Below are 23,016 nucleotides of genomic sequence, written 5' to 3'. Positions count from 1 at the left end.
CCCGTGGGGATTCGTGAGTCCGCGCGGTCCCTGGTCTGGCTGATCGTCGGCCTGTGCGGCGCGGTGGGCGCCGCGCTCCTGCAGCTCCAATCCAACGAGTCGCTGGCGCAGGAGCGCTTCGACGCGCTGGCCCACCGCGCGGTCGAACAGCTCGCCGCCCGCATGAACACCTACGAGACCGGCCTGCGCAGCACGCGCGGCGCGGTCATCGCCGCCGGCGGAGAAAGCGGGATCACCCGGTTGCGATTCGCCCAGTTCATGGCGTCGCGCGATCTCGAGCGCGAGTTCCCGGGCTCGGGTGGCTTCGGCTACATCCGGCGCGTGCCGGCCGGGCAGGAGGCCGCTTTCACCGCTGCGGCGCGGCTCGACGGCAAGCCGGATTTCCACGTTCACCAGCTCGGCCCCAACGATGGCGAGCGCTTCGTCGTCCAGTATTTCGAGCCGGGCGATTCGACCAGTCCGGCCATCGGGCTCGACATCGCATCGGAGCCCAAGCGGCGCGCGGCGGCGGAACGGGCGATGCGCAACGGGCAGGCCACGATCACCGCGCCGATCACGCTGGTCCAGTCGGAATCCGAGAACGTCAGGTTGCGCTCGGTGCTCATGCTGCTGCCGATCTACCGGGCCGAGGCCCAGCTCGGCAGGCTCCAGCAGCGGCAGCGGCGCTCGTCGGCGGCGCACGGCACGCCGGACGATGTCTTCGGCTGGGCCTACACCCCGCTTCGGATCGACGAGGTGCTCAAGGGCTTCGATTTCCAGGATGGCGAGTTCGCGATGTCGCTGGTGGACGTGACATCGGGCGGCCGGCCCGAGCGCTTCTTCACGTCGCCGCGGCAGCTCGGCGCGCAGGATACCGAGCTGCAGGCGACGCTGCCGCTCTCGCTCTACGGGCGGACCTGGCAGGTCGACATCAAGGCCCAGCCGCGTTTCATCACCCAGCTCAACCTGCGCAGTCCGTGGGCGATCTTCGCGATCGGCGTGGTGTTCGCGCTGCTGCTGGCGCTCCTGTCCTTCGTGGAGCAGATCGTCCAGCGCCGCAAGGCACGTGAAGGCGAGCAGCGCTCCCGTCTCGCGGCCATCGTGACCAGCTCCAACGACGCCGTCATTGGCTGCCGCCTCGACGGCCGGATCACCGACTGGAACGCCGCGGCCGCGAAGATCTTCGGCTACAGCGCGGAGGAGGTGCAGGGCCAGTCGCTGCAGTCGCTGCTGCTGCCTCCCGACTACGTGCAGGAAGAAGTGACGCTGCTGCGGCACATCGCCGACGGCAAGTCGGTTGCCGCGTTCGAGACCTTCCGGCGGCATCGCGACGGCTCGCCGGTGGCGGTGTCGGTGGCTGCCGCGCCGATCCGTGCGGCGGACGGCCGCGTGATCGGCGTTGCAGAGACGATGCGCGACATCACGCACGAGAACGCGACCAAGGCGCGCATCCTCGAACTGAACGCCACGCTGGAGCAGCAGGTGCAGGCGCGCACCGCCGAACTGGCCGCGCTGTCGCAGCGCGAGCGGGCGATCCTCGACGGCGCCGCGAGCGCCATCATCGCGACCGACGTGCGGGGCGTGGTGACGCTGTTCAACCCCGCGGCGGAGGCACTGCTCGGCTACTCGGCCGCCGAGGTCGTCGACCGGATGGAGATGAACAGTTTCCACGATGCGTTCGAGGTCCACGGCAGGGCGATGGCGCTCACGACCGAGATGGGCCGTCCGCTCGGACCGGGCGAGGTCTTCGCGCCCGCGCCCGGCACCGGCCGCGCGCAGGCGCGGGAGTGGACCTACGTGCGAAAGGATGGCAGCCGCGTCCCGGTGCATCTGAACGTGAGTCCGCTGCGCGATGCCGGAGGGATTGTGGTCGGCTTCATCGCGATCGCGGCCGATCTTTCGGAGCGCAAGGTGGCGGAACAGCGTCTGCGTTCGAACGAGCGCTTCATGCGCATCGTGACCGACAACATCCCGGGCGTGGTGGCCTACTGGACGCCGTACCTGACATGCACCTTCGCCAACAACGCGCACGAGCGCTGGCTGGGCCGCAAGTCCACGGAGATGGCCGGCATCACGATGGAGGAGCTCCTCGGGCCGGTGCGTCTGGCGGAGAACCGGCCGTTCATACGGGCCGTGCTGGCCGGCGAGGACCAGCGCGTGATGCGCACCCGCGAGATGGCCGACGGGTCCGTCGTGCACTACTGGCTGCACTTCATTCCCGACCGGGACGACGCCGGCGTGGTGCAGGGCTTCATCACGGTGGCGGTGGACGTGACCGACATGCGCGAGGCGCAGGCGCAGCTCGAACGGCTGAACGAGACGCTCAACGAGCGCAGCGCGCAGGCGGAGTCGGCGAGCCGGGCCAAAAGCGAATTCCTCGCCAACATGAGCCACGAGATCCGCTCGCCGCTCAACACGGTGCTGGGGCTGGCGTACCTGCTGCGCCAGACCGAGCTGGACGAGCGTCAGCGGGAACTGCTCAAGCGGATCCAGACTGCCAGCACCGCGCTGCTCGGCGTGATCAACGACATCCTCGACATCTCGAAGATCGAAGCCGGCGAGATGGTGATCGACGAGACCGAGTTCGGCGTGCGCGAGCTGCTCGAAGGCGTGATCGAGATGGCGGCGGTCGCGGTCGGCAGCAAGGACATCGCGCTGCGGCTCGATGCGGATGAAGACCTGCCCGATCGCCTGCGCGGCGACGTCACGCGCATCCGCCAGATCCTGGTCAATCTGCTGAGCAACGCGGTCAAGTTCACCGCCAGGGGATCGGTCCGCCTGACCGTGCACGTCTTGGCGCGCGACGAGCACCGGGTACGCTTGCGGCTCGCGGTGGCCGACACCGGCATCGGCATCGAGCCCGCGTTGCTGGATCGCCTGTTCGCGCCCTTCATGCAGGCTGATTCATCGACCACGCGGCGCTTCGGCGGCACGGGGCTGGGCCTGTCGATCGTCAGGCAGCTGGCCGAACTGATGGGCGGAGAGATCGGCGTGAGCAGCACGCCGGGCGTCGGCAGCGAATTCTGGGTGGTCCTGCCGCTCGGTGTCGCCGGCGACGACGATGCATTTCCGACGCCCGACGACGCGCATCCGCTGCGGCGGCTCGAGGATGTCCGCGTGCTCGTGGTGGATGACAGCCCGATCAACCTGGAGGTGTGCCGCCACATCCTCGAAAGCGAGGGCGCGCGCGTGGGCCTGGCGTCCGACGGCGTCCAGGCGATCGAGCAGTTGCGCGATGCGCCCGATGCCTTCGATGCGGTGCTGATGGATGTGCACATGCCCGTGCTGGACGGCAACGAGGCGACGCGGCGCATCCGTGGCGAGCTGGGATTGCGTGATCTGCCCGTGATCGGCTTGACCGCGAGCGCATTGATCTCCGAGCGCGACCGCGCGCTGGAAGCCGGCATGACGGACTTCATCAGCAAGCCGTTCGAGGTCGAGGCGCTGATCAGGACGGTGCGCCGATGCGTTGAGCGTGTGCGCGGCGTGCAGTCCCTGGAGCCGGCCGAAACGGCCCGGCCGACGGTACAGCCGCCGCCGGATTGGCCTCGCATCGAGGGCATCGACGCAGCGGATGCCTTCGCGCGGCTGGTGGGGGACAGGGCGCTGCTGCTCAGCGTGCTGCGCGGGCTCCTCGGCGAGTACGCCGATCTGGCCGCGAACGCGCCCGCGGTGGACGAGGGCAGCATGGACGGCCCGCTGCGGGGGCGGCTGCACAAGCTTCAGGGCAGCGCGGGCGTGATCGGCGCCCGGGACGTGAGGCAGGCCGCGCTCGACGCCGAGGTGGCGCTGAAGGCCGGCGACCGGTCGGCGGCGGGGCGTGCATTGCATGAACTGAGTGCGGCGCTGCGCACGCTCGAAGAGTCCGCGCGTCCGTTGCTCGATGTCGTCCCCGACGCGCTCGAAGCGGGAGAGCTTCCGACGCTCGATTCCGAAGGGCTCGCTCTGCTCGTCGAGGCGCTGGACCGGCAGGACCTGGCCGCCACGCCGTGGTTCGAGGAACTCGGCCCCGCGCTGCGTGCCGCGCTCGGAGACGAGCGCTTCGCGCAGCTCGATGGCGCGATGCGATCACTCCAGTTTCGCCGCGCCGCCGCAATGCTCCGCGACACCTTGCCGCTCATCGACGCAGAAGCAGCCGCGCGTACACGATGAGGTTGAGCAGCAGGGCGAATCCGCCCAGCCCGATCTGCACGCCGCGCGTGAGCCCCTCGGGATAGATCGCCCCGAGCAGGTAGTGCTCGATGAAGCCGCCGCCGAAGCCCGCCAATCCAGCCGCGCGACGGAACTGGTTCTCCAGGGGCGTGAGCGGGCAGATCCCGCCTGACACTTCGATCCATATCGCCCAGGCGACGGCCGGCAGGTGCAGCCATGCAAGACGCGGCCAGCGCCAGACCAGCGCGCCGCCGGCCAGCACGAAGAGGATGAAAGCGCCGTGCAGCAGGAGCACGGCATCGGCCAGGAGGCGATCCTGCATGGGGTGAGATTCTTCCCCAAACCTATAATCGAATGTTCAAGCAGATCAAGCAGTTAGGTGGGTTCGATGCGGGGCGCTGCGCGCCAGCTTCACGACGCAGGCCGCCTCTGCAACAAGCCAATTCCAAGATGAGCCAGCCCACCTTCAGCGTTGCCGACATTCGCAAGACGTTCCTCGAATTCTTCGAGGGCAAGGGCCACACCGTGGTGCCCTCCAGTTCGCTGGTGCCGGGCAACGACCCGACCCTGATGTTCACGAACTCCGGCATGGTGCAGTTCAAGGACGTGTTCCTCGGCACCGACAAGCGCCCCTATGTGCGCGCCGCGTCCGTCCAGGCGTGCCTGCGCGCCGGTGGCAAGCACAACGACCTCGAGAACGTCGGCTACACCGCGCGCCACCACACCTTCTTCGAGATGCTGGGCAACTGGAGCTTCGGCGACTACTTCAAGCGCGAATCGCTCAAGTGGGGCTGGGAGCTGTTGACCGAGGTCTTCAAGCTGCCGGCCGATCGCCTGCTGGCCACCGTCTACCACGAGGACGAAGAGGCCTACGACATCTGGACCAAGGACATCGGCCTTGCGCCCGAGCGCGTGATCCGCATCGGCGACAACAAGGGCGGCAGGTACAAGTCCGACAACTTCTGGATGATGGCCGACACCGGCCCCTGCGGCCCGTGCAGCGAGATCTTCTACGACCACGGCCCCGAGATCCCCGGCGGCCCTCCGGGCAGCCCCGACGAAGACGGCGACCGCTTCATCGAGATCTGGAACCATGTGTTCATGCAGTTCGACATGAAGGAAGACGGCAGCGTCGTGAAGCTGCCCGCGCCCTGCGTCGACACCGGCATGGGCCTGGAGCGCCTCGCGGCCATCCTGCAGCACGTCCACAGCAACTACCAGATCGACATCTTCGATGCGCTCATCAAGGCCGCCGCGCGCGAAACGGGTTGCGCCGATCTCGGCAACAACTCGCTGAAGGTGATCGCCGACCACATCCGCGCGACCGCGTTCCTGGTGGCCGACGGCGTGATCCCGTCGAACGAAGGCCGCGGCTACGTGCAGCGCCGCATCGTGCGCCGCGCGATCCGCCATGGCTACAAGCTCGGGCAGAAGAAGCCCTTCTTCCACAAGCTGGTGCCCGACCTCGTGGCGCTGATGGGTGGCGCCTATCCCAAGCTGCGCGCCGATGCGCAGCGCATCACCGAGACGCTGAAGGCCGAGGAAGAGCGCTTCTTCGAGACGCTCGCCAACGGCATGGAGATCCTCGACGCGGCCCTTGGCGACGGCGCGAAGGTGCTGCCGGGCGACGTGGCCTTCAAGCTGCATGACACCTACGGCTTCCCGCTCGACCTCTCGGCCGACGTGTGCCGCGAGCGCGGCGTGGCGGTGGACGAGGCCGGCTTCAACGCCGCGATGGAACGGCAGAAGGCCGCAGGCCGCGCAGCGGGCAAGTTCAAGATGGAGCGCGCGGTCGAATACACCGGCGCGGGCAACGTCTTCACCGGTTACGAGCATCTGGAAGAGAAGGCGAAGGTCGTCGCGCTGTACTTCGAAGGCGCGCCGGTGCAGCAGCTGGGCGAAGGCCAGCCGGGCATCGCGGTGCTCGACACCACCCCGTTCTATGCCGAGAGCGGCGGCCAGGTCGGCGACCAGGGCGTGCTCGTCGCCGAGGGCGTGCAGTTCGGCGTGGCCGACACCCAGAAAATCAAGGCCGACGTGTTCGGCCACCACGGCACGCAGACGCAAGGCACGCTCAAGGTCGGCGATGGCGTGACCGCGCGCGTCGACACGCGGCTGCGCGCTGCGACCATGCGCAACCACAGCGTGACCCACCTGATGCACAAGGCGCTGCGCGAAGTGCTCGGCGGCCACGTGCAGCAGAAGGGCTCGCTGGTCGACGCCGACAAGACGCGCTTCGACTTCACGCACAACGCGCCGGTCACGCACGAGCAGATCACCGAGATCGAGCGCCGTGTGAACGCCGAGATCCTCGCCAACGAGGCGACGCAGGCGCGCGTGATGGACATCGAATCGGCACAGAAGACCGGCGCCGTGATGCTCTTCGGCGAAAAGTACGGCGAGACCGTCCGCGTGCTCGACATCGGCACGAGCCGCGAGTTGTGCGGCGGCACGCACGTCGCGCGCACCGGCGACATCGGCCTGTTCAAGATCGTGAGCGAAGGTGGCGTGGCTGCCGGCGTGCGCCGTATCGAGGCGGTGACCGGCGCCAATGCGCTCGCCTACCTGCAGCAGCTCGAAGCCACCGTGAACAGCGCGGCGGCGACCCTGAAGGCGCCGGTGTCCGAACTGCAGCCGCGCCTGTCGCAAGTGCTCGAACAGGTCCGCGCGCTGGAGCGCGAAGTGGGTGCGCTCAAGGGCAAGCTTGCGTCGTCCAAGGGCGACGAACTGGTGGCCCAAGCCGTTGACGTCAACGGCATCAAGGTGCTCGCGGCCAAGCTCGACGGCGCCGATGCCAAGACGCTGCGCGACACCATGGACAAGCTCAAGGACAAGCTCAAGACCGCGGCCATCGTGCTCGCGGCCGTCGACGGCGCGAAGGTGCAACTCGCGGCCGGCGTCACGTCCGACACCATGGGCAAGGTCAAGGCGGGCGAGCTGGTGAACTTCGTCGCGCAGCAGGTCGGCGGCAAGGGCGGCGGCAAGCCCGATATGGCGATGGCGGGCGGCACCGATGCCGCCGGCGTTCCGGCTGCGCTGCAGTCGGTGCAGGGCTGGGTGGCGGAACGGCTCCAAGCCAAGGGATGAACGAGGAGTCGGCGGTCGACGTCCTCGTGATGGGGGCGGGCGCGGTCGGGTGCTACATCGGGGGCAGTCTTGCGGCAGCGGGCGTTCGCGTCGGCTTCGTGGGGCGTCCGCGGGTGATCGGTGCGCTGGATTCTCGCGGCCTCACGCTGACCAACATCGAAGGCATCCGCCACCACGTGCCGCCCGGGCTGATCCGGGTCTACGAACAGGTTCCCTCGGGGGTTCGTCCGGCGCTGGTCCTCCTGACCGTCAAGAGCGGTGCGACCGCCGAGGCCGCAGCCGAGCTCGCGGCACAACTGCCGAGAGGCACCGCGGTGCTGTCGCTGCAGAACGGCATCTCGAACGCCGAGGTCGCAGCCGAAGCCGCGCCCCGGCTCAACGTCCTGCCGGCCATGGTTCCCTACAACATCGCCGAACTCGGCCCCGGCGCCTTTCACCGGGGCACGGTCGGCCGCCTCGCCGCGAAGGACGATCCGGTGCTCCGGCGCTGGGTCGCCGTGTTCGAGCGCGCGGGCGTGCCCATCGACCTGCACGCGGATCTCGTGCCGGTGCAGTGGGGCAAGCTGCTGATGAACCTCAACAACCCGGTGAATGCGTTGTCGGGGCTTCCGCTGCGCGACGAACTGCTGGAGCGTGGCTACCGGCGCTGCCTCGCCGCGCTGATGGACGAGGCGCTGGACGCGCTCGGCAAGGCCGGCATCCAGCCGGCGCAGCTCGCGGCGGTGCCCGCCCACAAGCTGCCCGGCATCCTTCGCCTGCCGACCCCGCTGTTCCGCTTCGTGGCCGCGCGCATGCTGCGCATCGATGCGAAGGCGCGTTCGAGCATGGCGGACGATCTCGCGCTCGGCCGCCGCACGGAGATCGATGCGCTCTGCGGCGAGGTGGTGCGTCTCGCGCGCAAGCACGGCGGGGAAGCGCCGCTCAATGCCAGGATGGTCGAACTGCTCGAAGCCTGGCCGCAGCGCAAGGAGCGCTGGCCGGCCGCCCGGCTCGTCGCCGAATTGGGCCTGTAGTCCGGAGGCTCAGGTCGTGCGGCCCGGCTGCCGGCCCTTTCGATAGAGCGCGAGCGTCGCGCCCAGCCCGCACACCGCGGCCACGCTGAGCCAGTACGCCGGCGCCGCCTTGTCGCCGGTGGTCTCGATCAGCCAGGTCGAGATCGCGGGCGTGAATCCGCCGAACACGGCCGTGGCCAGGCTGTAGGCGAGCGAGAAGCCCACCACGCGGACCTCGACCGGCATCACTTCGGTCAGGGCCACGACCATCGCGCCGTTGTACATGCCGAAGAGGAACGAGAACCACAGCAGCACGTCGAGCATGCGGCCGAAGCTCGGCGCCGCGGCGAGCCAGTGCATCGCGGGATAGGCGGTGAGGATGGCCAGCACGGTCACCGCGAGCAGCAGGGGCTTGCGGCCGATGCGATCCGACAGCGCGCCGCCGATCGGCAGCCAGATGAAGTTGGTCACCGCGACGAGCAGCGTCACGATGAGGCTGTCGCGCGCGCTCAGGTGCAGCACGGTCTTGCCGAAGGTCGGCGTGTAGACGGTGATGAGGTAGAAGGTCGTGGTCGTCATCGCCACCAGCAGCATGCCGGCCAGGACGATTCGCCAGTTGCGCGCCATCGACTGGAACACTTCGCGGGTGCTCGGGTGGTGCTTGCGGGCCTGGAAGGCTTCGGTCTCCTGCAGCGAGCGGCGCAGGACGAAGATGCAGGGAATGATCATGCAGCCGACGAAAAACGGAATGCGCCAGCCCCACGCGGAGAGCATGGCCGGATCGAGCATCTCGTTGAGCGCGAAGCCCAGCGCGGCAGCCAGCACGATCGCCACCTGCTGGCTCGCGGACTGCCACGAGGTGTAGAAGCCCTTGTGGCCGGGCGTCGCCATCTCCGACAGGTAGACCGACACGCCGCCGAGCTCGGCGCCCGCCGAAAAGCCCTGCAGCAGGCGCCCGAGCAGCACGAGCACCGGGGCCACGAGGCCGATGGTCGCGTAACCCGGCACGAACGCGATCAACACGGTTCCGCTGGCCATGATCGCCAGCGTGACGATCAGGCCCTGGCGCCGTCCCACCTTGTCGATATAGGCGCCCAGCACGATGGCGCCCAGCGGCCGCATCAGGAAGCCGGCGCCGAACACCGCGAAGGTCAGCATCAGCGACGCGAACTCGCTGCTGGCGGGGAAGAAGGCCTTCGAGATGTAGGTGGCGTAGAAGCCGAACAGGAAGAAGTCGAACTGCTCGAGGAAGTTGCCGCTCGTCACGCGCAGCACCGCGCCGAGCCTGGATGTGTCGTGGTGGGGCGCGGTGTTGCCGGGCGCCAGGGTTGCCGTGGTCATTGCGTGTCTCCGGAGTAAGCGGTTTGCGTATCTGCTCATCCTAGGAATCCAAGCTGTCGAACAGCCGTCCGCACGCTCGGGGTTTGTCCCGCCCGCGAAAGTCAGGCGGGAATCAGGCGTGCGGGTGCTGAAGCAGGGCGACCGAATGACGTCAGGCGCGTGACATCGCCTGTAAGCGGACGTAAGAGCTAGGGTTTTTACCTATGTGTACGGATGGTTTTCGTCATATTCTTCGTTTCGTCGTTTCACCAATAGATCGCCGTTTAATTAGTGAAACGAACCCAGCGCAAGCAAGGCAGGCATTCCGACCCGCTCATTTGCATCTGGAGTGGAGGCCGGTTCTCAGTTTCAACCTCGTACGGATTGCAGACCACCATGATGAAGCAGACACGTCGCCAAGCCCTCGCTCTCGCTCTTTCGCTCGCGGCCGCCACTGGCGCCGGGCCGCTCTGGGCGCAGAGCTATCCGACCAAGCCGATCACCATCGTGGTGGCCTATCCGGCCGGCGGCGACACCGATGCGCTGGCCCGCCTCTACGCCGAAAAGCTGTCCACCCGCATCGGGCAGCCGGTCGTGATCGACAACAAGCCGGGCGCCAGCGGCGTCATCGGCAGCAGCATCGTCTCGAAGGCCCCGGCGGACGGCTACACGCTTCTGTTCGCGCCGAGCACCTTCTCCATTGCCCAGCTTGTCCTGAAGGCCGGTGCGGGCGGCTATGACGTGCTGAACGGCTTCACCCCGATCATCCAGACCGGCACGCTGCCGCTGGCACTGGTGTCGACCTCGGCCTCCGGCATCAAGAGCTTCAAGGATCTCGCGGCCGCCGCGAAGTCGCAGCCACTGACCTACGCCAGCCCGGGCAGCGGCTCGCCGATGCACATCCTTGGCGAGATGGTCAACAAGGCGACGGGCCTCAAACTGGCCCATGTGCCCTACAAGGGCGTCGCGCCGGCCGTGAACGACCTGTTGGGCGGCCATGTCCCCCTGACCTACATCACGCTGGGCCCGGTGGCGCCGTACCTGCAGGGCGGCAAGCTGAACGTGTTGGCCATCGCCGACACGAAGCGTTCGCCGCTCGCGCCGAACGTGCCCACCTTCCAGGAACTGGGTGTCAAGGACGTGGAAGTCACCGCCTGGCACGGCCTCTTCGGTCCCAAGGGCATGCCGCCTGAGGTCGTCAAGACGCTCAACGCCCACTTCAACGAAATCATCAAGATGCCCGACGTGGTGGCACGCATGGAGACGCTCGGTGCGTTGCCGCTCGGCGGCACGCCCGAGACGCTGGCGAAGACCAACGCCTCGGATTTCGCGCGCTTTGGCCGGATCATCAAGGAACAGGGCATCCAGGCGGATTGAACACTCGGGATCCTGAAGGACTGATCTAACCATGACCGCTGTTTTGAACACCACCGCCGATCCCGCCAGCCTGAACGCGCTGCTCGCCGAACTGCCGGCCGACCTGCTCAAGGGCCGCCGCGTGCTCGTGACCGGCGCTGCGCGCGGCCTCGGGCTGGCATTTGCCAAGTGCATCGCCAAGTCCGGCGCGAGCGTGGTGCTGGCCGACATCCTCGCGGACCTCGCGCAGACCGAAGCGCAGGCGATGCGCGAGGAGGGCTTCAACGCGCACGGTCTCGCGATGGACCTGTCGGACCCGGCATCGATCACCGCCGGCGCCGACGAAGCCGTGCGGCTGCTCGGCGGCCTCGACGGCCTGGTCAACAACGCCGCGATCACCAATTCCGGCGGCAAGGATGCCCACGCGCTCGAGATCGAAATGTGGGACCGCGTGATGAACGTCAACGTGCGCGGCACCTGGCTCATGAGCCGCGCGTGCCAGCCCGCGCTGGCGAAGAGCGGCCGCGGCGCCATCGTCAATCTCGCGTCCGACACCGCCCTCTGGGGAGCGCCCAACCTGCTCGCGTATGCGTCGAGCAAGGGTGCCGTCATCTCGATGACCCGCTCGCTGTCGCGCGAGTGGGGTGGCGATGGCATCACGGTCAACGCCGTGGCGCCGGGCCTCACGCTGGTGGAGGCCACCGAATACGTGCCGATGGCACGGCACCAGAAGTACCTCGAAGGCCGCTCGATTCCGCGCGAGCAGCAGGCGGTCGACGTCTGCGGCGCGGTGCTGTTCGGCCTGTCCGGCCTGTCGCGCTTCGTGACGGGCCAGTTGCTGGCCGTCAACGGCGGCTTCGTCATGCATTGATTTTTTCGACAAAGGAGTAAACGCGATGAGCGATCTGTCCGAGCAAAAGAGCATCGACAACGAACAACCGAGCTGGGCCCGCCCCGAAGGCGCGAGCTTCGAAGAGTGGATGACCAGCCGTGTCGCACGCTTTTCCACGCGCAAGTACGACTGGGACGCGCTGAAGTTCCAGGCCGACCACGACCCCAAGTTCCGCCGCGCACAGATGCGCTACATCGGCACCGGCGGCACCGGCGTCGCGAGCGACATGAACACCATCCCGTCGGAGAACTTCACCTTCTCCACGATGGTGATCCCCGCCGGCCATGAAGGCCCGCCGCACCTCCACGTCGACGTGGAGGAAGTGTTCTTCGTCATGCGCGGCAAGCTCAAGGTGGTGCTGACCACGCCCGACGGCGAGCGCTACGAGACCGTCCTGACGGACCGTGATGTCGTGTCGGTGCCCCCGGGCGTCTACCGCGAGGAAATCAACATCGGCGACGAAGACGCGCTGATGTGCGTGATGCTCGGCTCGAAGAAGCCGGTCACGCCGACGTACCCGGCCGACCATCCCCTCGCCAAGATCAAGAGGTAAGCGGCACTCCCCCAGGCTTGCCCGCTTCGCGTAGCCGCCGACCCCCTCGCCGGGGGCGATACCGGCGGCCCGGCGAAGCGGTTCCGCGGTATCCCTGAAACAAAGAGACCATGACCAACGCATCAACGATCGAACTACCGAGCCTGCCGCAGTCCGAAGTGGACCGCCTCGACGCGCGCTTTCCAGCGCGCAGCGTGCAGGTGCGCGGCGGTGTCGTCTCGGTGCGTGAATGCGGCGCCGGCCCTGCGCTGGTGTGCCTGCATGGCATCGGCTCGGGGGCTGCGTCGTGGCTCGACATGGCGTTACTGCTCGAATCGGACGCACGATTGATCGCATGGGATGCGCCGGGCTACGGTGCTTCCACACCGCTCACGCCCGACGCGCCCAAGGCGGCGGACTATGCCGAGCGCCTGCTCGGCCTGCTCGACGCGATGGAGATCGAATCCTGCGTGCTGGTCGGCCATTCGCTGGGCGCGCTCACCGCCGCCTCGGCGGCCCGCCCGGGTTCGCCGCTGGCTGCGCGCATCCGTCGGCTGGTACTCATCAGCCCGGCCGCCGGCTACGGCACGCGCCCGGAAGCCAGCCAGCGCGTTCGCACCGAACGGCTCGACACCCTCGACAAGCTCGGCGTCGCCGGCATGGCCGCCCGCCGCTCGGGCCGCCTCGTGTCGGAGAACGCCAGCGAACTCGCGCGCCAATGGGTGCGCTGGAACATGGCCCGGCTGAACGACCGCGGCTATCGGCAGGCCGTCGAGCTGCTCTGCGGTGCCGATCTGCTGGCCGACCTGCCGCCCGCGATGCCGGTGCGCGTGGCCTGCGGCGAGCTCGACGTGGTCACGACGCCGGCAGCGTGCGAGGAGGTCGCGCGCAAGTGCGGCGTCGCACTCGAACTGCTCCCCCGCGCGGGCCATGCCAGCTACGTGGAGCGGCCCTCGGTGGTGGCGCCGCTGCTGCGCGAAGCGCTGGCCGCCTGATCCGAACAACAAGCAACAGAACCAGAGACCTATGACCACCCCTGGCAATGAAGTGATCGAAGAGGGCTCCGACCGGTACAACGTCCCGGCGCTGGAGCGCGGCCTTCGCGTGCTGTGCGAATTCAGCCGCGAGAACCGCTCGCTGTCCGCTCCCGAACTGGCGCGCCGGTTCGACCTGCCGCGCTCGACGGTCTTCCGTCTGCTCACGACGCTCGAGAACATGGGCTTCCTCGAGAAGACCGAGGGCGGCCGCGACTACCGGCTCGGCCTCGCGGTGCTGCGCCTGGGCTTCGAGTACCTCGCGTCGCTCGAACTCACGCAGCTCGGCACGCCGCTCCTGCAGCGCCTGTGCGAGGACCTGCGCACGCCCTGCAACCTCGTGGTGCGCGACGGCCGCTCGATCGTCTACGTGGCCAAGGTCGCGCCGCCGACGCCGTTCGCGAGCTCGGTCACGGTCGGTACGCGCCTGCCCGCGCATGCCACGGTGCTCGGCCGCATCCTTCTGGAAGATCTGAGCCTGCCGCAGCTGCGCGCGCTCTACCCCGAAGAGAAGCTCGAGACCTTCTCGCCGAGCACGCCCAAGACGGTCACCGAGCTGTTCGACATGGTCCAGGCCGACCGCTCGCGCGGCTACGTGCTGGGCGAAGGCTTCTTCGAATCGAACATCTCCACCATCGCCGCGCCCGTGCGCGACCACAGCGGCCACATCGTGGCGGCGCTGGGCGTCACCATCACCTCGGGCCACATCGAGGAGAACCGCATGGACGAAATGGTGCAGCGCGTGCGCGACACCGCCGATGCCATCTCCGGCCTCCTGAACTATTCGCCCGCGGCTTCCGCCAAGGTGGTTCCGCTGCGGAACGGCAGCCGCGCCGACGACCGGGCTTGAGACGATCATGACCACGCCAACGATCTCCACTCCCTTTTTCGCGCCCGATGCGCTCGCAGGCCGCGTCGCGGTCGTGACCGGCGGCTCCTCCGGCATCGGCCTCGCGACTGTCGAGCTGCTTCTCGAATGCGGCGCGTCGGTCGCGCTGTGCGGCCGCAACGCCGAGCGCCTCGACGGCGCAGTGGCCGGCCTTCGCGCCAAGTTCCCGAAGGCCGAACTGTTCGCCCGCACCTGCGACGTCCTCGACGCCGAATCGGTGCAGAGCTTCGCGGCCGAGAGCGAGGCCGCGCTCGGCGCCGCGTCGATGCTCGTCAACAACGCGGGGCAGGGCCGCGTCAGCACCTTCGCGAACACCGAAGACTCGGCGTGGACCGAAGAGCTGCACCTGAAGTTCTTCTCGGTCATCAACCCCACGCGCGCCTTCCTGCCGCAGCTCGCGGCCCAACGCGTCGTGGTCGGCGACGCGGCGATCGTCTGTGCCAATTCGCTGCTCGCACGCCAGCCCGAGCCGCACATGGTCGCGACTTCGGCGGCACGTGCCGGTTTGCTGAACCTCGTTCGCTCGATGGCCACCGAGTTCGCGCCGCAGGGTGTGCGCGTCAACGGCATCCTGATCGGCCTGATCGAGTCCGGCCAATGGCGCCGCCGCTTCGAGGCGCGCGAAGACAAGAGCCTGGACTGGCCCACCTGGACCGGCCAGCTCGCCAAGAGCAAGCACATCCCCATGGGCCGCCTGGGACTTCCCGTCGAAGCCGCGCGCGCCATCCTTTTCCTCGCTTCGCCCCTCGCGTCCTACACGACGGGCGCCCACATCGACATCTCCGGAGGCCATTCCCGAAATGCATGAGCCCACCCCCAGCCTTGCCCACTTCGTGTGGCTTCTGCACCCCCTCGAGGGGGCGACACCAGCGGCCCGGCTGAGCCGGTTCCGCGGTGTTCCGTGCCTCCATCGCGCCAGTTGAAGCGCTCCGTCCATCAAAGACCCAAGTGAGAACAGATATGCAAAACACAGTCACCGTCGGCGCAGTCGTCGCGGCCTTCCTCGAACAGTGCGGCGTCAAGGCTGCGTTCGGCGTCATCTCCATCCACAACATGCCGATCCTGGACGCCTTCGCCCAGCGCGGTGCGGTCCGGTTCATCTCGGCGCGCGGCGAAGCGGGTGCGGGCAACATGGCCGACGCCTATGCGCGCTCCACCGCCAGCCTCGGCGTGGCGATCACCAGCACCGGCCCGGCCGCAGGCAACATCGCCGGCAGCATGGTCGAGGCGCTGACCGCCGGCGCGCCGGTCCTGCACATCACCGGCCAGATCGAGACGCCCTACATCGACAAGGGCATGTCGTACATCCACGAGGCGCCGGACCAGCTCACCATGCTCAAGGCCGTCTCGAAGGCCGCCTTCCGCGTGCGCAGCGTCGAGAACGTGCTCGGTACGCTCAAGCGCGCGGTGCAGGTCGCGCTGACCGCGCCGACAGGCCCGGTCAGCGTCGAGATCCCGATCGACATCCAGTCCGCGCTCGTCACGATGCCCGAAGACCTGTCGCCGCTGCCGATCGAGGCCGCCCTTCCGTCGAAGGCCGGCCTCGACGCGCTGGCCGCGAACCTCGCGAAGGCCAAGCGCCCGATGCTCTGGATCGGCGGCGGCGCACGCCACGCCGGCGCGGCCATCAAGCGGCTGCAGAAGCTCGGCTTCGGCGTGGTCACCACCACGCAGGGCCGCGGCACGGTGCCCGAGGACGATCCAGGCTCGCTCGGCGCCTACAACATCCAGAAGCCGGTCGAGGCGCTCTACCAGACCTGCGACGCGATGCTCGTCGTCGGTTCGCGGCTGCGCGGCAATGAAACGCTGAAGTACGAGCTGAAGCTGCCGCGCCCGCTCTACCGCATCGACGCCGACGGCGCTGTCGAGGGCCGCTGCTATACGACTGACGCCTTCGTCTGCGGCGATTCGGCCCTCGCGCTCGAAGGCCTGGCCGACCGTCTCGAAGCCGCCCGGTACAAGGCCGACCCGAAGCTGTTGACGGACCTGCGCGCCGCGCACGACGAGGCGGTCGCCACGCTGCGCGACGGCCTCGGCCCCTACGCCGAACTCGTGAGCCAGATCCAGGCTTCGGCCGGACGCAACTTCAACTGGGTGCGCGACGTGACCGTCTCCAACAGCACCTGGGGCAACCGTGAGCTGCGCATCTTCGAACCCAGCGCGGGTGTGCACGCCACCGGCGGCGGCATCGGCCAGGGCATGCCCATGGCGATCGGTGCGGCCATCGGCGCAGCGGTCACCGGCTCGGGCCGCAAGACCTTCTGTCTGGCCGGCGACGGTGGCTTCATCCTGAACCTCGGCGAACTCGCCTGCATGGTTCAGGAAAAGGCACCGATGGTCATCGTGCTCATGAACGACAAGAGCTACGGCGTCATCAAGAACATCCAGGACGTGCAATACGGCGGCCGTCGCTGCTACGCCGAGCTGCACACGCCCGACTACGACCTGCTGTGCAAGTCGATCGCGCTGCCGCACGCCCGCGTGACCGGCCTCGACCAGCTGCCGGCGCGACTGGACGAAGCCCTGTCGACCGACGGCCCGTTCCTGCTCGAAATCGACATGCTCACGATCGGCAGCTTCAAGAGCACCTTCGCCGGGCCGCCGGTCAACAAGATCACGCAGATCCCGGCGCTCGGCGGCGGCAAGTGAGCAGCGCACAGGAAAGGCCAGACATGTCCGTTCGCATCGCTCTGATCGGTTGCGGCGCCATCGGCACTGCAGCGCTGGAACTGCTGCGCGAAGACGCGGGAATCTCGGTGGCTGCCATCGTGGTGCCTGCCGATGCCTTCGCAGCGACGAAGGATGTCGCCGCGCGGCTCGCGCCCGGCGCCCAGGTGGTGTCGGCCGTGCCGGCGCAAGGCATCGACCTCGTCGTCGAAGCGGCGGGCCATGCGGCGATCGAGGCGCATGTGCTGCCCGCGCTGCAGCGCGGCACACCTTGCGTCGTGGCATCCGTCGGTGCGCTGTCGGCTCAGGGCTTTGCCGAGAAGCTGGAAGCCGCCGCCGTTGCCGGCAAGACGCAAGTCCAGCTCATCGCCGGCGCGATCGGCGCCATCGATGCGCTGGCCGCGGCACGCATCGGCGGCCTCGAGACCGTGCGCTACACCGGCCGCAAGCCGCCGCACGCCTGGAAGGGTACGCCCGCCGAGCAGGGCCGCGATCTCGGCGCGCTCGCCGGTCCCACCGTGATCTTCGAAGGCAGCGCACGCGAAGCCGCGACGCTCTATCCCAAGAACGCCAACGTCGCGGCCACCGTGTCGCTCGCCGGCCTCGGTCTCGACCGCACCAGCGTGCGCTTGATCGCCGATCCAGCCGTCACTGAGAACGTCCACACGGTCGAAGCCGAGGGCGCCTTCGGCAACTTCGAGCTGACCATGCGCAACAAGCCGCTGGCGGCCAATCCGAAGACTTCGGCGCTGACCGTCTACAGCGCGGTGCGCGCGCTGCGCAACCGTGTCGCGCCTCTCAGCATATGAAGTTCATCCCCAGCCTCGCCCACTTCGTGTGGCTCGGACACCCCATCTCCGGGGGCAACCCCGGCGGCCCGGCTAAGCCGGTTCCGCGGGGTTCCTGGCATCGCGCGGTAAGGCATTGAAGAGAGTTATTCCATGATTTCCACCGAACTGCTCCCCATCAACGTCGGCGGCGAATGGCGCCTCGGCGGCGCCGATGTCTACGAGAGCCTCTATCCCGCCACCGGCGAGCCGATCGCGCGCCTGAAGGCGGCGAGCCTGGCCGATGTCGAAGAAGCGATCCAGCGCGCCGACCACGCCTTCCGCACCAGCGGCTGGGCACAGAAGCTGCCGCACGAGCGTGCCGCCGTGCTGCACCGCGTGGCCCATCTCATCCGCGAGCAGGCCGAATCCCTCGCGCAGAAGCAGCGCCTGGACAACGGCAAGCCGATCAACGAAACCCGCGCGCTCGTGGCCAGCGCTGCCGGCACCTTCCAGTTCTTCGCTGCCGCACTCGAAACCCTCGAAGAAACCATCACGCCGTCGCGCGGCCCGTTTGTCACGATGAGCGTGCACGAGCCCATGGGCGTCGTCGCCGCGATCACGCCGTGGAACTCGCCGATCGCGAGCGAGGCGCAGAAGCTGGCGCCGGCCCTGGCCGCCGGCAATGCGGTGGTCGTCAAGCCCGCCGAAGTCACGCCCGTCATGGCGCTCGAACTGGCCCGCATCTGCGAAGAAGCCGGCGTGCCGAAGGGCATCGTCAGCGTGCTGCCGGGCAAGGGGTCCGTGATCGGCGACGCCATCACCAAGCATCCGCTGGTCAAGCGCGTGTCGTTCACCGGCGGTACCACCACGGGCAAGCACATCGCGCACATCGCGGCCGACAAGATGATGCCGGTCTCGCTCGAACTCGGCGGCAAGTCGCCGACGATGGTGCTCGAAGACGCGGACCTCGACCACGCGGTCAACGGCGTGCTCTACGGCATCTTCAGCAGCTCGGGCGAATCCTGCATCGCGGGCTCGCGCCTGTTCGTGGCGCGCGACATCTACGACGAGTTCGTCACGCGGCTGGTCGAAGGCGCCAATGCGCTGCGCGTGGGCGACCCGGCTTCCGAGCGCACGCAGATGGGCCCGCTGATCACCGCGCGCCACCGCGAGAGCATCGAGCGCTACGTAGAACTCGGAGTCTCCGAGGGCGGGCACATCCGCACCGGCGGCGTGCGTCCGCACGGCAACGGCCTCGACAAGGGCTACTTCTACACGCCGACGATCCTCGAAGGCCTGACCAACAACGCGCGCATCACCCAGGAGGAAATCTTCGGCCCGGTGCTGGTCGCCATGCCATTCGACAGCGAGGAAGAGCTGATCAAGCAGGCCAACGACAGCGTCTACGCGCTGGCTGCCGGCGTGTGGAGCCGCGATTTCAAGCGCGCCTGGAAGCTCGGGCGCGCAGTGCAGGCCGGGACCGTCTGGGTCAACATCTACAAGCAGTTCTCTGTGTCGACGCCGTTCGGTGGCTGGCGCGACAGCGGCCTGGGCCGCGAGAAGGGCCGCGAAGGCATCTTCCAGTACATGGAGCAGAAGAGCATGTACTGGGGCACCAACGAGCAGCCGCTCCCTTGGGCCAACTGACAGGAAGAACAAAATGAGCGTACTTGGCATTGACCAGATCACCTACGGCGCGGAAGACCTCGCGACCTGCCGCACCTTCTTCCAGGACTGGGGCCTCGCCCTGAAGTCCGAAGCCGTCGACGAACTCGTCTTCGAGTGCCTGAACGGCTGCCGCGTGGTGGTCGCTGCGCTGGGCAAGCCCGGCCTGCCGGTCGCGATGGAAGAGGGCCCGACGCTGCTCGAAGTGGTGTGGGGCGTGCAGAACGACGCCGACCTCGACCGTTACGCCGCCGCGATCGCGAAGGACCCGGGTTTCACCGACGGCAACGTCGAGGGCGCACGCCGCATCGGCTGCATCGACCCGAACGGCCTGGCGGTGCGCCTGCAGGTCTCGCGCAAGCGCGCAGTCGAAGTCGACTGCGGCGCGATGAACACCTGGAACGCGAAGCAGCGCATCAACCAGCCCGCGCCGATCTACGAACGCGCGACGCCGATCGAAGTCGGCCATGTGGTCTTCTTCGTGAGCGACGTGAAGGGCACCAGCGCGTTCTACAGCGACCGCTTCGGCTTCGTGGGCTCCGACAGCTACCCGAACCGCGGCGCCTTCATGCGCTGCGCCCCGGACGGCGGCCACCACGACCTGTTCCTGCTGCAGCTCCCGTCGGGCAAGCGCGGCCTGAACCATGTGGCCTTCACCGTGCGCGACATCCACGAAGTGTTCGGCGGCGGCCTGCATTTCTCGCGCAAGGGCTGGGACACGCAACTGGGTCCGGGCCGTCACCCGATCTCGTCGGCGTACTTCTGGTACTTCAAGAATCCGGCCGGTGGCCTGATCGAGTACTACGCGGATGAAGACCAGCTCACCGCCGAATGGCAGCCGCGCGAGTTCGAACCTGGCCCGACCGTCTTCGCAGAATGGGCGATCGATGGTGGCCTCGACGGCAACACCCGTCGCCAGAAAAACGTGCAAGGCCCCGAAGGCAAATTCCTCACTGAAAAAAGATGAAGGTCATGACCATGAATCGCCGCACTTCCATGTTTCGCCTGCTCGGCACGACGTTGCTGGCCCTGGGGGCCCTGGCGTCGGCGCATGCCCAGACCGAAGCCCAGAAGCAGCTCGGCAGTGATCGCTTCACGATCGTCTCGCCGTTCCCGCCGGGCGGGCCGGTCGACACGCTGGCGCGCATCCTTTCGGACGGTCTCGCCAAGCGCTACGGCCAGGTGGCCGTGGTCGACAACGCCGCCGGTGCGGCGGGGAACATCGGCATGGACAAGGTCAAGCGCGCCAAGGGCGACGGCCACACGCTGCTCGTCGTGCCGGCCGGCAACCTGACGATCAACCCGACCTTGATGCCGAACTTCCCGTTCAACATCGAGAAGGACTTCGTGGCGGTCACGATGCTCGCCAAGGCGCCCAACGTGCTGGTGGCCGCACCGACCGCGGGCATCAAGACCGCGAAGGACCTCGTCGCACAAGCCAAGGCCAAGCCGGGCACCCTGTCGTATGCATCGCCGGGCGTGGGCAGCGGCCTGCATCTGGCGGGCGAGCTGTTCAAGCAGCAGGCCGGCGTCGATCTGCTGCACGTGCCGTACAAGGGCACGGCGCCCGCGCTCAACGACGTGCTCGGCGGCGTGGTGCCGCTGATGTTCAGCAACCTACCGGGCACGCTGCAGTTCATCAAGGGCGGCAAGCTGGTCGCACTGGGCATTACCGACACCAAGCGCACGCCGGTGGCGCCCGAGATTCCGACGCTGGCGGAGCAGGGCATCCAGGGCGTGAACGTGACCTCGTGGTACGGCCTGCTGGCGCCCGCCGGTACGCCGTCGGCCGTGGTCGAGCAGCTCGCGAAGGATGCGGCCGACATGCTGGCCAGCCCCGACGTGCGCGAGAAGCTTCAGGCGCAGGGCATGACGGCGGCCACCATGAAGCCGGCCGAATTCGCCACAGCCATGCGCGACGAGACCAAGGTCTGGGCACAGATCATCAAGGCGCGCAACATCGTCGCCGAATAAGCGCAGGAACCGGACCACAGCATGAGCACCGCAGCCGCCTCGCCCTCGTTGCTTCTCACGATCGTGATGAAGCATCACCCCGGCCTCACGCTGGACGACGTGCAATCGCGCATGAAGGCCAGCGACTGGTGGGAGTCCTTCCCGCCGGCAGGCACGCGCATCGTCTCGTGGACGGTGGCGATGGGGCTGGGCCAGATCCTCACGCTGGAGCTGCCGCCGGAGAAGCTGCCGCTGGTGAACCTCGAACTCGAACGTCGTGCCTGGGGCGTGTTCAGCACCGAGTGCTATCCGACCTACGACTTCGTTCCCGTGCGCGAACGCATCCGCGAACGCGTACGCAACGGCGGCCAGTGAGGCCGTATCCAACGCAACCTTTGACGCACCTCCCAACAACCCCCGATGGAGCGAACCATGACCGACCGCATTCTCCAACCGCATCAGGCGCGTACGCGCACTCCCACCACCTACGAAGACCTGCTCGGCGACGCGATCGAGCGGGCCTATGCCGCGGGCGTCCACGACCTGACCGGCCTGGTGGAAGCGCTCAATCGCGATGGCATCACGAGCCCGAGCGGCCAGCTCTGGACCGAGGCCATCTACCGCGAAGAGATCGCCGCGCTCGGCCGCTGATCCGCCGACATCCTTTCTTCATTCGAGGAACCCACCATGACGACCATTCCCATCCAAGTCGATCCCGTTGACCAACTGCTCGAAGTCGGCCTCAAGGACCTCTGGTATCCGATCTGCCCGTCGAGCCTCATCAAGGAACGGCCGGTGTCGCTGCGCCGCCTCGGTCGCAAGCTCGCGTTCTGGCGCGATCACGCGGGCAAGCTGCACGCGCTCGAAGACCGCTGCCCGCACCGCGGTGCGCCGCTGTCGCAGGGCGTGATCCTGGGCGACCGCCTCTCGTGTCCTTACCACGGCGTGGAGGTGCGCTGCGACGGCGTGGTCACCAAGGTGCCGGGCAGCCCGGGCTGCAAGCTCGAAGGCTCGCACGCGACGCGGTTCTTCCACGTGGAAGAGAAGGCCGGCGCGGTGTGGCTCTACAACTCGAAGAACGATGTCGAGACGCCGCCCCCGCTGGTGCTGCCCGAGCAGCTCACCAACGAGGACGAGTACTCGCATTTCCTCTGCTATGCCGAGTGGAAGGGCGACTACCGCTACGTGCTCGACAACGTGATGGACCCGATGCACGGCACCTTCCTGCACAAGCAGTCGCACTCGATGGCCGAGGGCGATTCGAAGGCCAAGTTCGGCATCCGCGCGACCGACACCGGCTTCGTGTTCGAGAAGGAAGGCCAGCGCAACGTCAATTTCGACTGGACCGAATGGGCCGACACCGGCCTGCACTGGATGCGCCTGGAGATCCCGTACCCGAAGACCGGCGGCCCCGGCGGCAACTTCATCATCGTCGGCAGCTACACCCCGATCTCGCCGACCCTGTCGTGCGCCTTCCACTGGCGCGTGCGCAAGCTGCCGAAGGGCTGGGAGCGCGATACGTGGCGCTTCCTCTACAAGAACCGCCTCGAGGCACGCCACTGGCACGTGCTCGAGCAGGACCGCGTGCTGATCGAGAACATGGAGCTCGATGCGAACCAGCACGAGCAGCTCTACCAGCACGACCTGGGCATCGTCCGCCTGCGTCGCCACATGCGCAACCTGGCCCAGCAGCAGATCGAGGCTGCCACCCAGACCGCATGACCGCGG

19 protein-coding genes are annotated in these 23,016 nt (G+C 68.0%); 17 read left to right on the top strand and 2 right to left on the bottom strand.

The features are described 5' to 3' along the window. Nucleotides 1-3 precede the first annotated feature (3 nt). Nucleotides 4-4,131 carry a PAS domain S-box protein gene (locus WKW77_RS03055; protein ID WP_340355332.1) on the top strand — a complete coding sequence of 1,376 codons (4,128 nt, stop codon included), beginning with the start codon at nucleotides 4-6 and terminating at the stop codon, nucleotides 4,129-4,131. On the opposite strand, the gene WKW77_RS03050 is transcribed toward WKW77_RS03055, so the two are convergent. Next, nucleotides 4,097-4,453, bottom strand: coding sequence for a DUF2784 domain-containing protein (locus WKW77_RS03050; RefSeq protein ID WP_340355331.1), 357 nt, complete (start codon nucleotides 4,451-4,453; stop codon nucleotides 4,097-4,099). The two genes, WKW77_RS03055 and WKW77_RS03050, sit on opposite strands and share 35 nt — an antisense overlap. Nucleotides 4,454-4,581: 128 nt before the next feature. Between WKW77_RS03050 and alaS the strand changes: the two genes are divergently transcribed. Beyond that, nucleotides 4,582-7,218, top strand: coding sequence for an alanine--tRNA ligase (gene alaS, locus WKW77_RS03045; protein ID WP_340355330.1), 2,637 nt, complete (start codon nucleotides 4,582-4,584; stop codon nucleotides 7,216-7,218). After that, nucleotides 7,215-8,231, top strand: a complete 1,017-nt coding sequence (locus tag WKW77_RS03040; protein ID WP_340355329.1) for a 2-dehydropantoate 2-reductase — start codon at nucleotides 7,215-7,217, stop codon at nucleotides 8,229-8,231. The genes alaS and WKW77_RS03040 overlap by 4 nt, the downstream gene beginning before the upstream one ends. A gap of 9 nt (nucleotides 8,232-8,240) precedes the next feature. On the opposite strand, the gene tcuC is transcribed toward WKW77_RS03040, so the two are convergent. Then, nucleotides 8,241-9,551, bottom strand: a complete 1,311-nt coding sequence (tcuC, locus tag WKW77_RS03035) for an MFS transporter (RefSeq protein ID WP_340355328.1) — start codon at nucleotides 9,549-9,551, stop codon at nucleotides 8,241-8,243. Between the two features lie 378 nt (nucleotides 9,552-9,929). Between tcuC and WKW77_RS03030 the strand changes: the two genes are divergently transcribed. The 14 genes from WKW77_RS03030 (at nucleotide 9,930) to WKW77_RS02965 (ending at nucleotide 23,010) form a co-directional block, all read left to right on the top strand. Further along, a complete protein-coding gene (locus tag WKW77_RS03030; protein ID WP_340355595.1) occupies nucleotides 9,930-10,907 on the top strand; it encodes a Bug family tripartite tricarboxylate transporter substrate binding protein in 978 nt (325 codons plus the stop codon). Between the two features lie 31 nt (nucleotides 10,908-10,938). Beyond that, nucleotides 10,939-11,757, top strand: a complete 819-nt coding sequence (locus WKW77_RS03025) for an SDR family oxidoreductase (protein ID WP_340355327.1) — start codon at nucleotides 10,939-10,941, stop codon at nucleotides 11,755-11,757. Nucleotides 11,758-11,782: 25 nt separating this feature from the next. Then, on the top strand, nucleotides 11,783-12,331 hold the full coding sequence (locus tag WKW77_RS03020) for a cupin domain-containing protein (RefSeq protein ID WP_340355326.1): 549 nt from the start codon (nucleotides 11,783-11,785) through the stop codon (nucleotides 12,329-12,331). A 110-nt stretch (nucleotides 12,332-12,441) separates the two neighbouring features. Beyond that, complete coding sequence (locus WKW77_RS03015; RefSeq protein ID WP_340355325.1) at nucleotides 12,442-13,305, top strand: alpha/beta fold hydrolase; 864 nt, start codon at nucleotides 12,442-12,444, stop codon at nucleotides 13,303-13,305. A 31-nt stretch (nucleotides 13,306-13,336) separates the two neighbouring features. Beyond that, entirely contained in the window at nucleotides 13,337-14,194 is an 858-nt protein-coding gene (locus WKW77_RS03010; protein ID WP_340355324.1) for an IclR family transcriptional regulator, read from the top strand. Between the two features lie 7 nt (nucleotides 14,195-14,201). Then, entirely contained in the window at nucleotides 14,202-15,041 is an 840-nt protein-coding gene (locus WKW77_RS03005) for an SDR family oxidoreductase (RefSeq protein ID WP_340355323.1), read from the top strand. 152 nt (nucleotides 15,042-15,193) lie between these two features. After that, on the top strand, nucleotides 15,194-16,882 hold the full coding sequence (locus WKW77_RS03000; protein ID WP_340355322.1) for a thiamine pyrophosphate-binding protein: 1,689 nt from the start codon (nucleotides 15,194-15,196) through the stop codon (nucleotides 16,880-16,882). Between the two features lie 23 nt (nucleotides 16,883-16,905). Then, nucleotides 16,906-17,709: an aspartate dehydrogenase gene (locus WKW77_RS02995; RefSeq protein ID WP_340355321.1), complete on the top strand. Its 804-nt coding sequence runs from the start codon at nucleotides 16,906-16,908 to the stop codon at nucleotides 17,707-17,709. A 132-nt stretch (nucleotides 17,710-17,841) separates the two neighbouring features. Continuing rightward, nucleotides 17,842-19,317 carry an aldehyde dehydrogenase gene (locus WKW77_RS02990; protein ID WP_340355320.1) on the top strand — a complete coding sequence of 492 codons (1,476 nt, stop codon included), beginning with the start codon at nucleotides 17,842-17,844 and terminating at the stop codon, nucleotides 19,315-19,317. 13 nt (nucleotides 19,318-19,330) lie between these two features. After that, a complete protein-coding gene (locus tag WKW77_RS02985) occupies nucleotides 19,331-20,302 on the top strand; it encodes a VOC family protein (RefSeq protein ID WP_340355319.1) in 972 nt (323 codons plus the stop codon). Between the two features lie 11 nt (nucleotides 20,303-20,313). Next, nucleotides 20,314-21,309: a Bug family tripartite tricarboxylate transporter substrate binding protein gene (locus WKW77_RS02980; protein ID WP_340355594.1), complete on the top strand. Its 996-nt coding sequence runs from the start codon at nucleotides 20,314-20,316 to the stop codon at nucleotides 21,307-21,309. A 21-nt stretch (nucleotides 21,310-21,330) separates the two neighbouring features. Further along, entirely contained in the window at nucleotides 21,331-21,663 is a 333-nt protein-coding gene (locus WKW77_RS02975) for a hypothetical protein (protein ID WP_340355318.1), read from the top strand. 45 nt (nucleotides 21,664-21,708) lie between these two features. Further along, on the top strand, nucleotides 21,709-21,939 hold the full coding sequence (locus WKW77_RS02970) for a recombinase-like helix-turn-helix domain-containing protein (RefSeq protein ID WP_340355317.1): 231 nt from the start codon (nucleotides 21,709-21,711) through the stop codon (nucleotides 21,937-21,939). 36 nt (nucleotides 21,940-21,975) lie between these two features. Continuing rightward, nucleotides 21,976-23,010, top strand: a complete 1,035-nt coding sequence (locus tag WKW77_RS02965) for a Rieske 2Fe-2S domain-containing protein (RefSeq protein ID WP_340355316.1) — start codon at nucleotides 21,976-21,978, stop codon at nucleotides 23,008-23,010. Nucleotides 23,011-23,016 lie beyond the last annotated feature (6 nt).

Origin of the sequence: Variovorax ureilyticus (assembly GCF_037889935.1) — a bacterium.
In the GTDB taxonomy this organism is placed as follows: Bacteria; Pseudomonadota; Gammaproteobacteria; order Burkholderiales; family Burkholderiaceae_C; genus Variovorax; species Variovorax ureilyticus.
The sequence above is the reverse complement of the archived record's forward strand: the minus strand, read 5'-3'. Positions and strand labels throughout refer to the sequence as shown.

Bases quoted from the DNA above. Each gene is read 5' to 3' on its own strand.
- WKW77_RS03050 (WP_340355331.1), bottom strand. From the start codon at position 4,453: ATGCAGGATCGCCTCCTGGCCGATGCCGTGCTCCTGCTGCACGGCGCT.
- alaS (WP_340355330.1), top strand. From the start codon at position 4,582: ATGAGCCAGCCCACCTTCAGCGTTGCCGACATTCGCAAGACGTTCCTC.
- WKW77_RS03040 (WP_340355329.1), top strand. From the start codon at position 7,215: ATGAACGAGGAGTCGGCGGTCGACGTCCTCGTGATGGGGGCGGGCGCG.
- tcuC (WP_340355328.1), bottom strand. From the start codon at position 9,551: ATGACCACGGCAACCCTGGCGCCCGGCAACACCGCGCCCCACCACGAC.
- WKW77_RS03030 (WP_340355595.1), top strand. From the start codon at position 9,930: ATGAAGCAGACACGTCGCCAAGCCCTCGCTCTCGCTCTTTCGCTCGCG.
- WKW77_RS03025 (WP_340355327.1), top strand. From the start codon at position 10,939: ATGACCGCTGTTTTGAACACCACCGCCGATCCCGCCAGCCTGAACGCG.
- WKW77_RS03020 (WP_340355326.1), top strand. From the start codon at position 11,783: ATGAGCGATCTGTCCGAGCAAAAGAGCATCGACAACGAACAACCGAGC.
- WKW77_RS03015 (WP_340355325.1), top strand. From the start codon at position 12,442: ATGACCAACGCATCAACGATCGAACTACCGAGCCTGCCGCAGTCCGAA.
- WKW77_RS03010 (WP_340355324.1), top strand. From the start codon at position 13,337: ATGACCACCCCTGGCAATGAAGTGATCGAAGAGGGCTCCGACCGGTAC.
- WKW77_RS03005 (WP_340355323.1), top strand. From the start codon at position 14,202: ATGACCACGCCAACGATCTCCACTCCCTTTTTCGCGCCCGATGCGCTC.
- WKW77_RS03000 (WP_340355322.1), top strand. From the start codon at position 15,194: ATGCAAAACACAGTCACCGTCGGCGCAGTCGTCGCGGCCTTCCTCGAA.
- WKW77_RS02995 (WP_340355321.1), top strand. From the start codon at position 16,906: ATGTCCGTTCGCATCGCTCTGATCGGTTGCGGCGCCATCGGCACTGCA.
- WKW77_RS02990 (WP_340355320.1), top strand. From the start codon at position 17,842: ATGATTTCCACCGAACTGCTCCCCATCAACGTCGGCGGCGAATGGCGC.
- WKW77_RS02985 (WP_340355319.1), top strand. From the start codon at position 19,331: ATGAGCGTACTTGGCATTGACCAGATCACCTACGGCGCGGAAGACCTC.
- WKW77_RS02980 (WP_340355594.1), top strand. From the start codon at position 20,314: ATGAATCGCCGCACTTCCATGTTTCGCCTGCTCGGCACGACGTTGCTG.
- WKW77_RS02975 (WP_340355318.1), top strand. From the start codon at position 21,331: ATGAGCACCGCAGCCGCCTCGCCCTCGTTGCTTCTCACGATCGTGATG.
- WKW77_RS02970 (WP_340355317.1), top strand. From the start codon at position 21,709: ATGGAGCGAACCATGACCGACCGCATTCTCCAACCGCATCAGGCGCGT.
- WKW77_RS02965 (WP_340355316.1), top strand. From the start codon at position 21,976: ATGACGACCATTCCCATCCAAGTCGATCCCGTTGACCAACTGCTCGAA.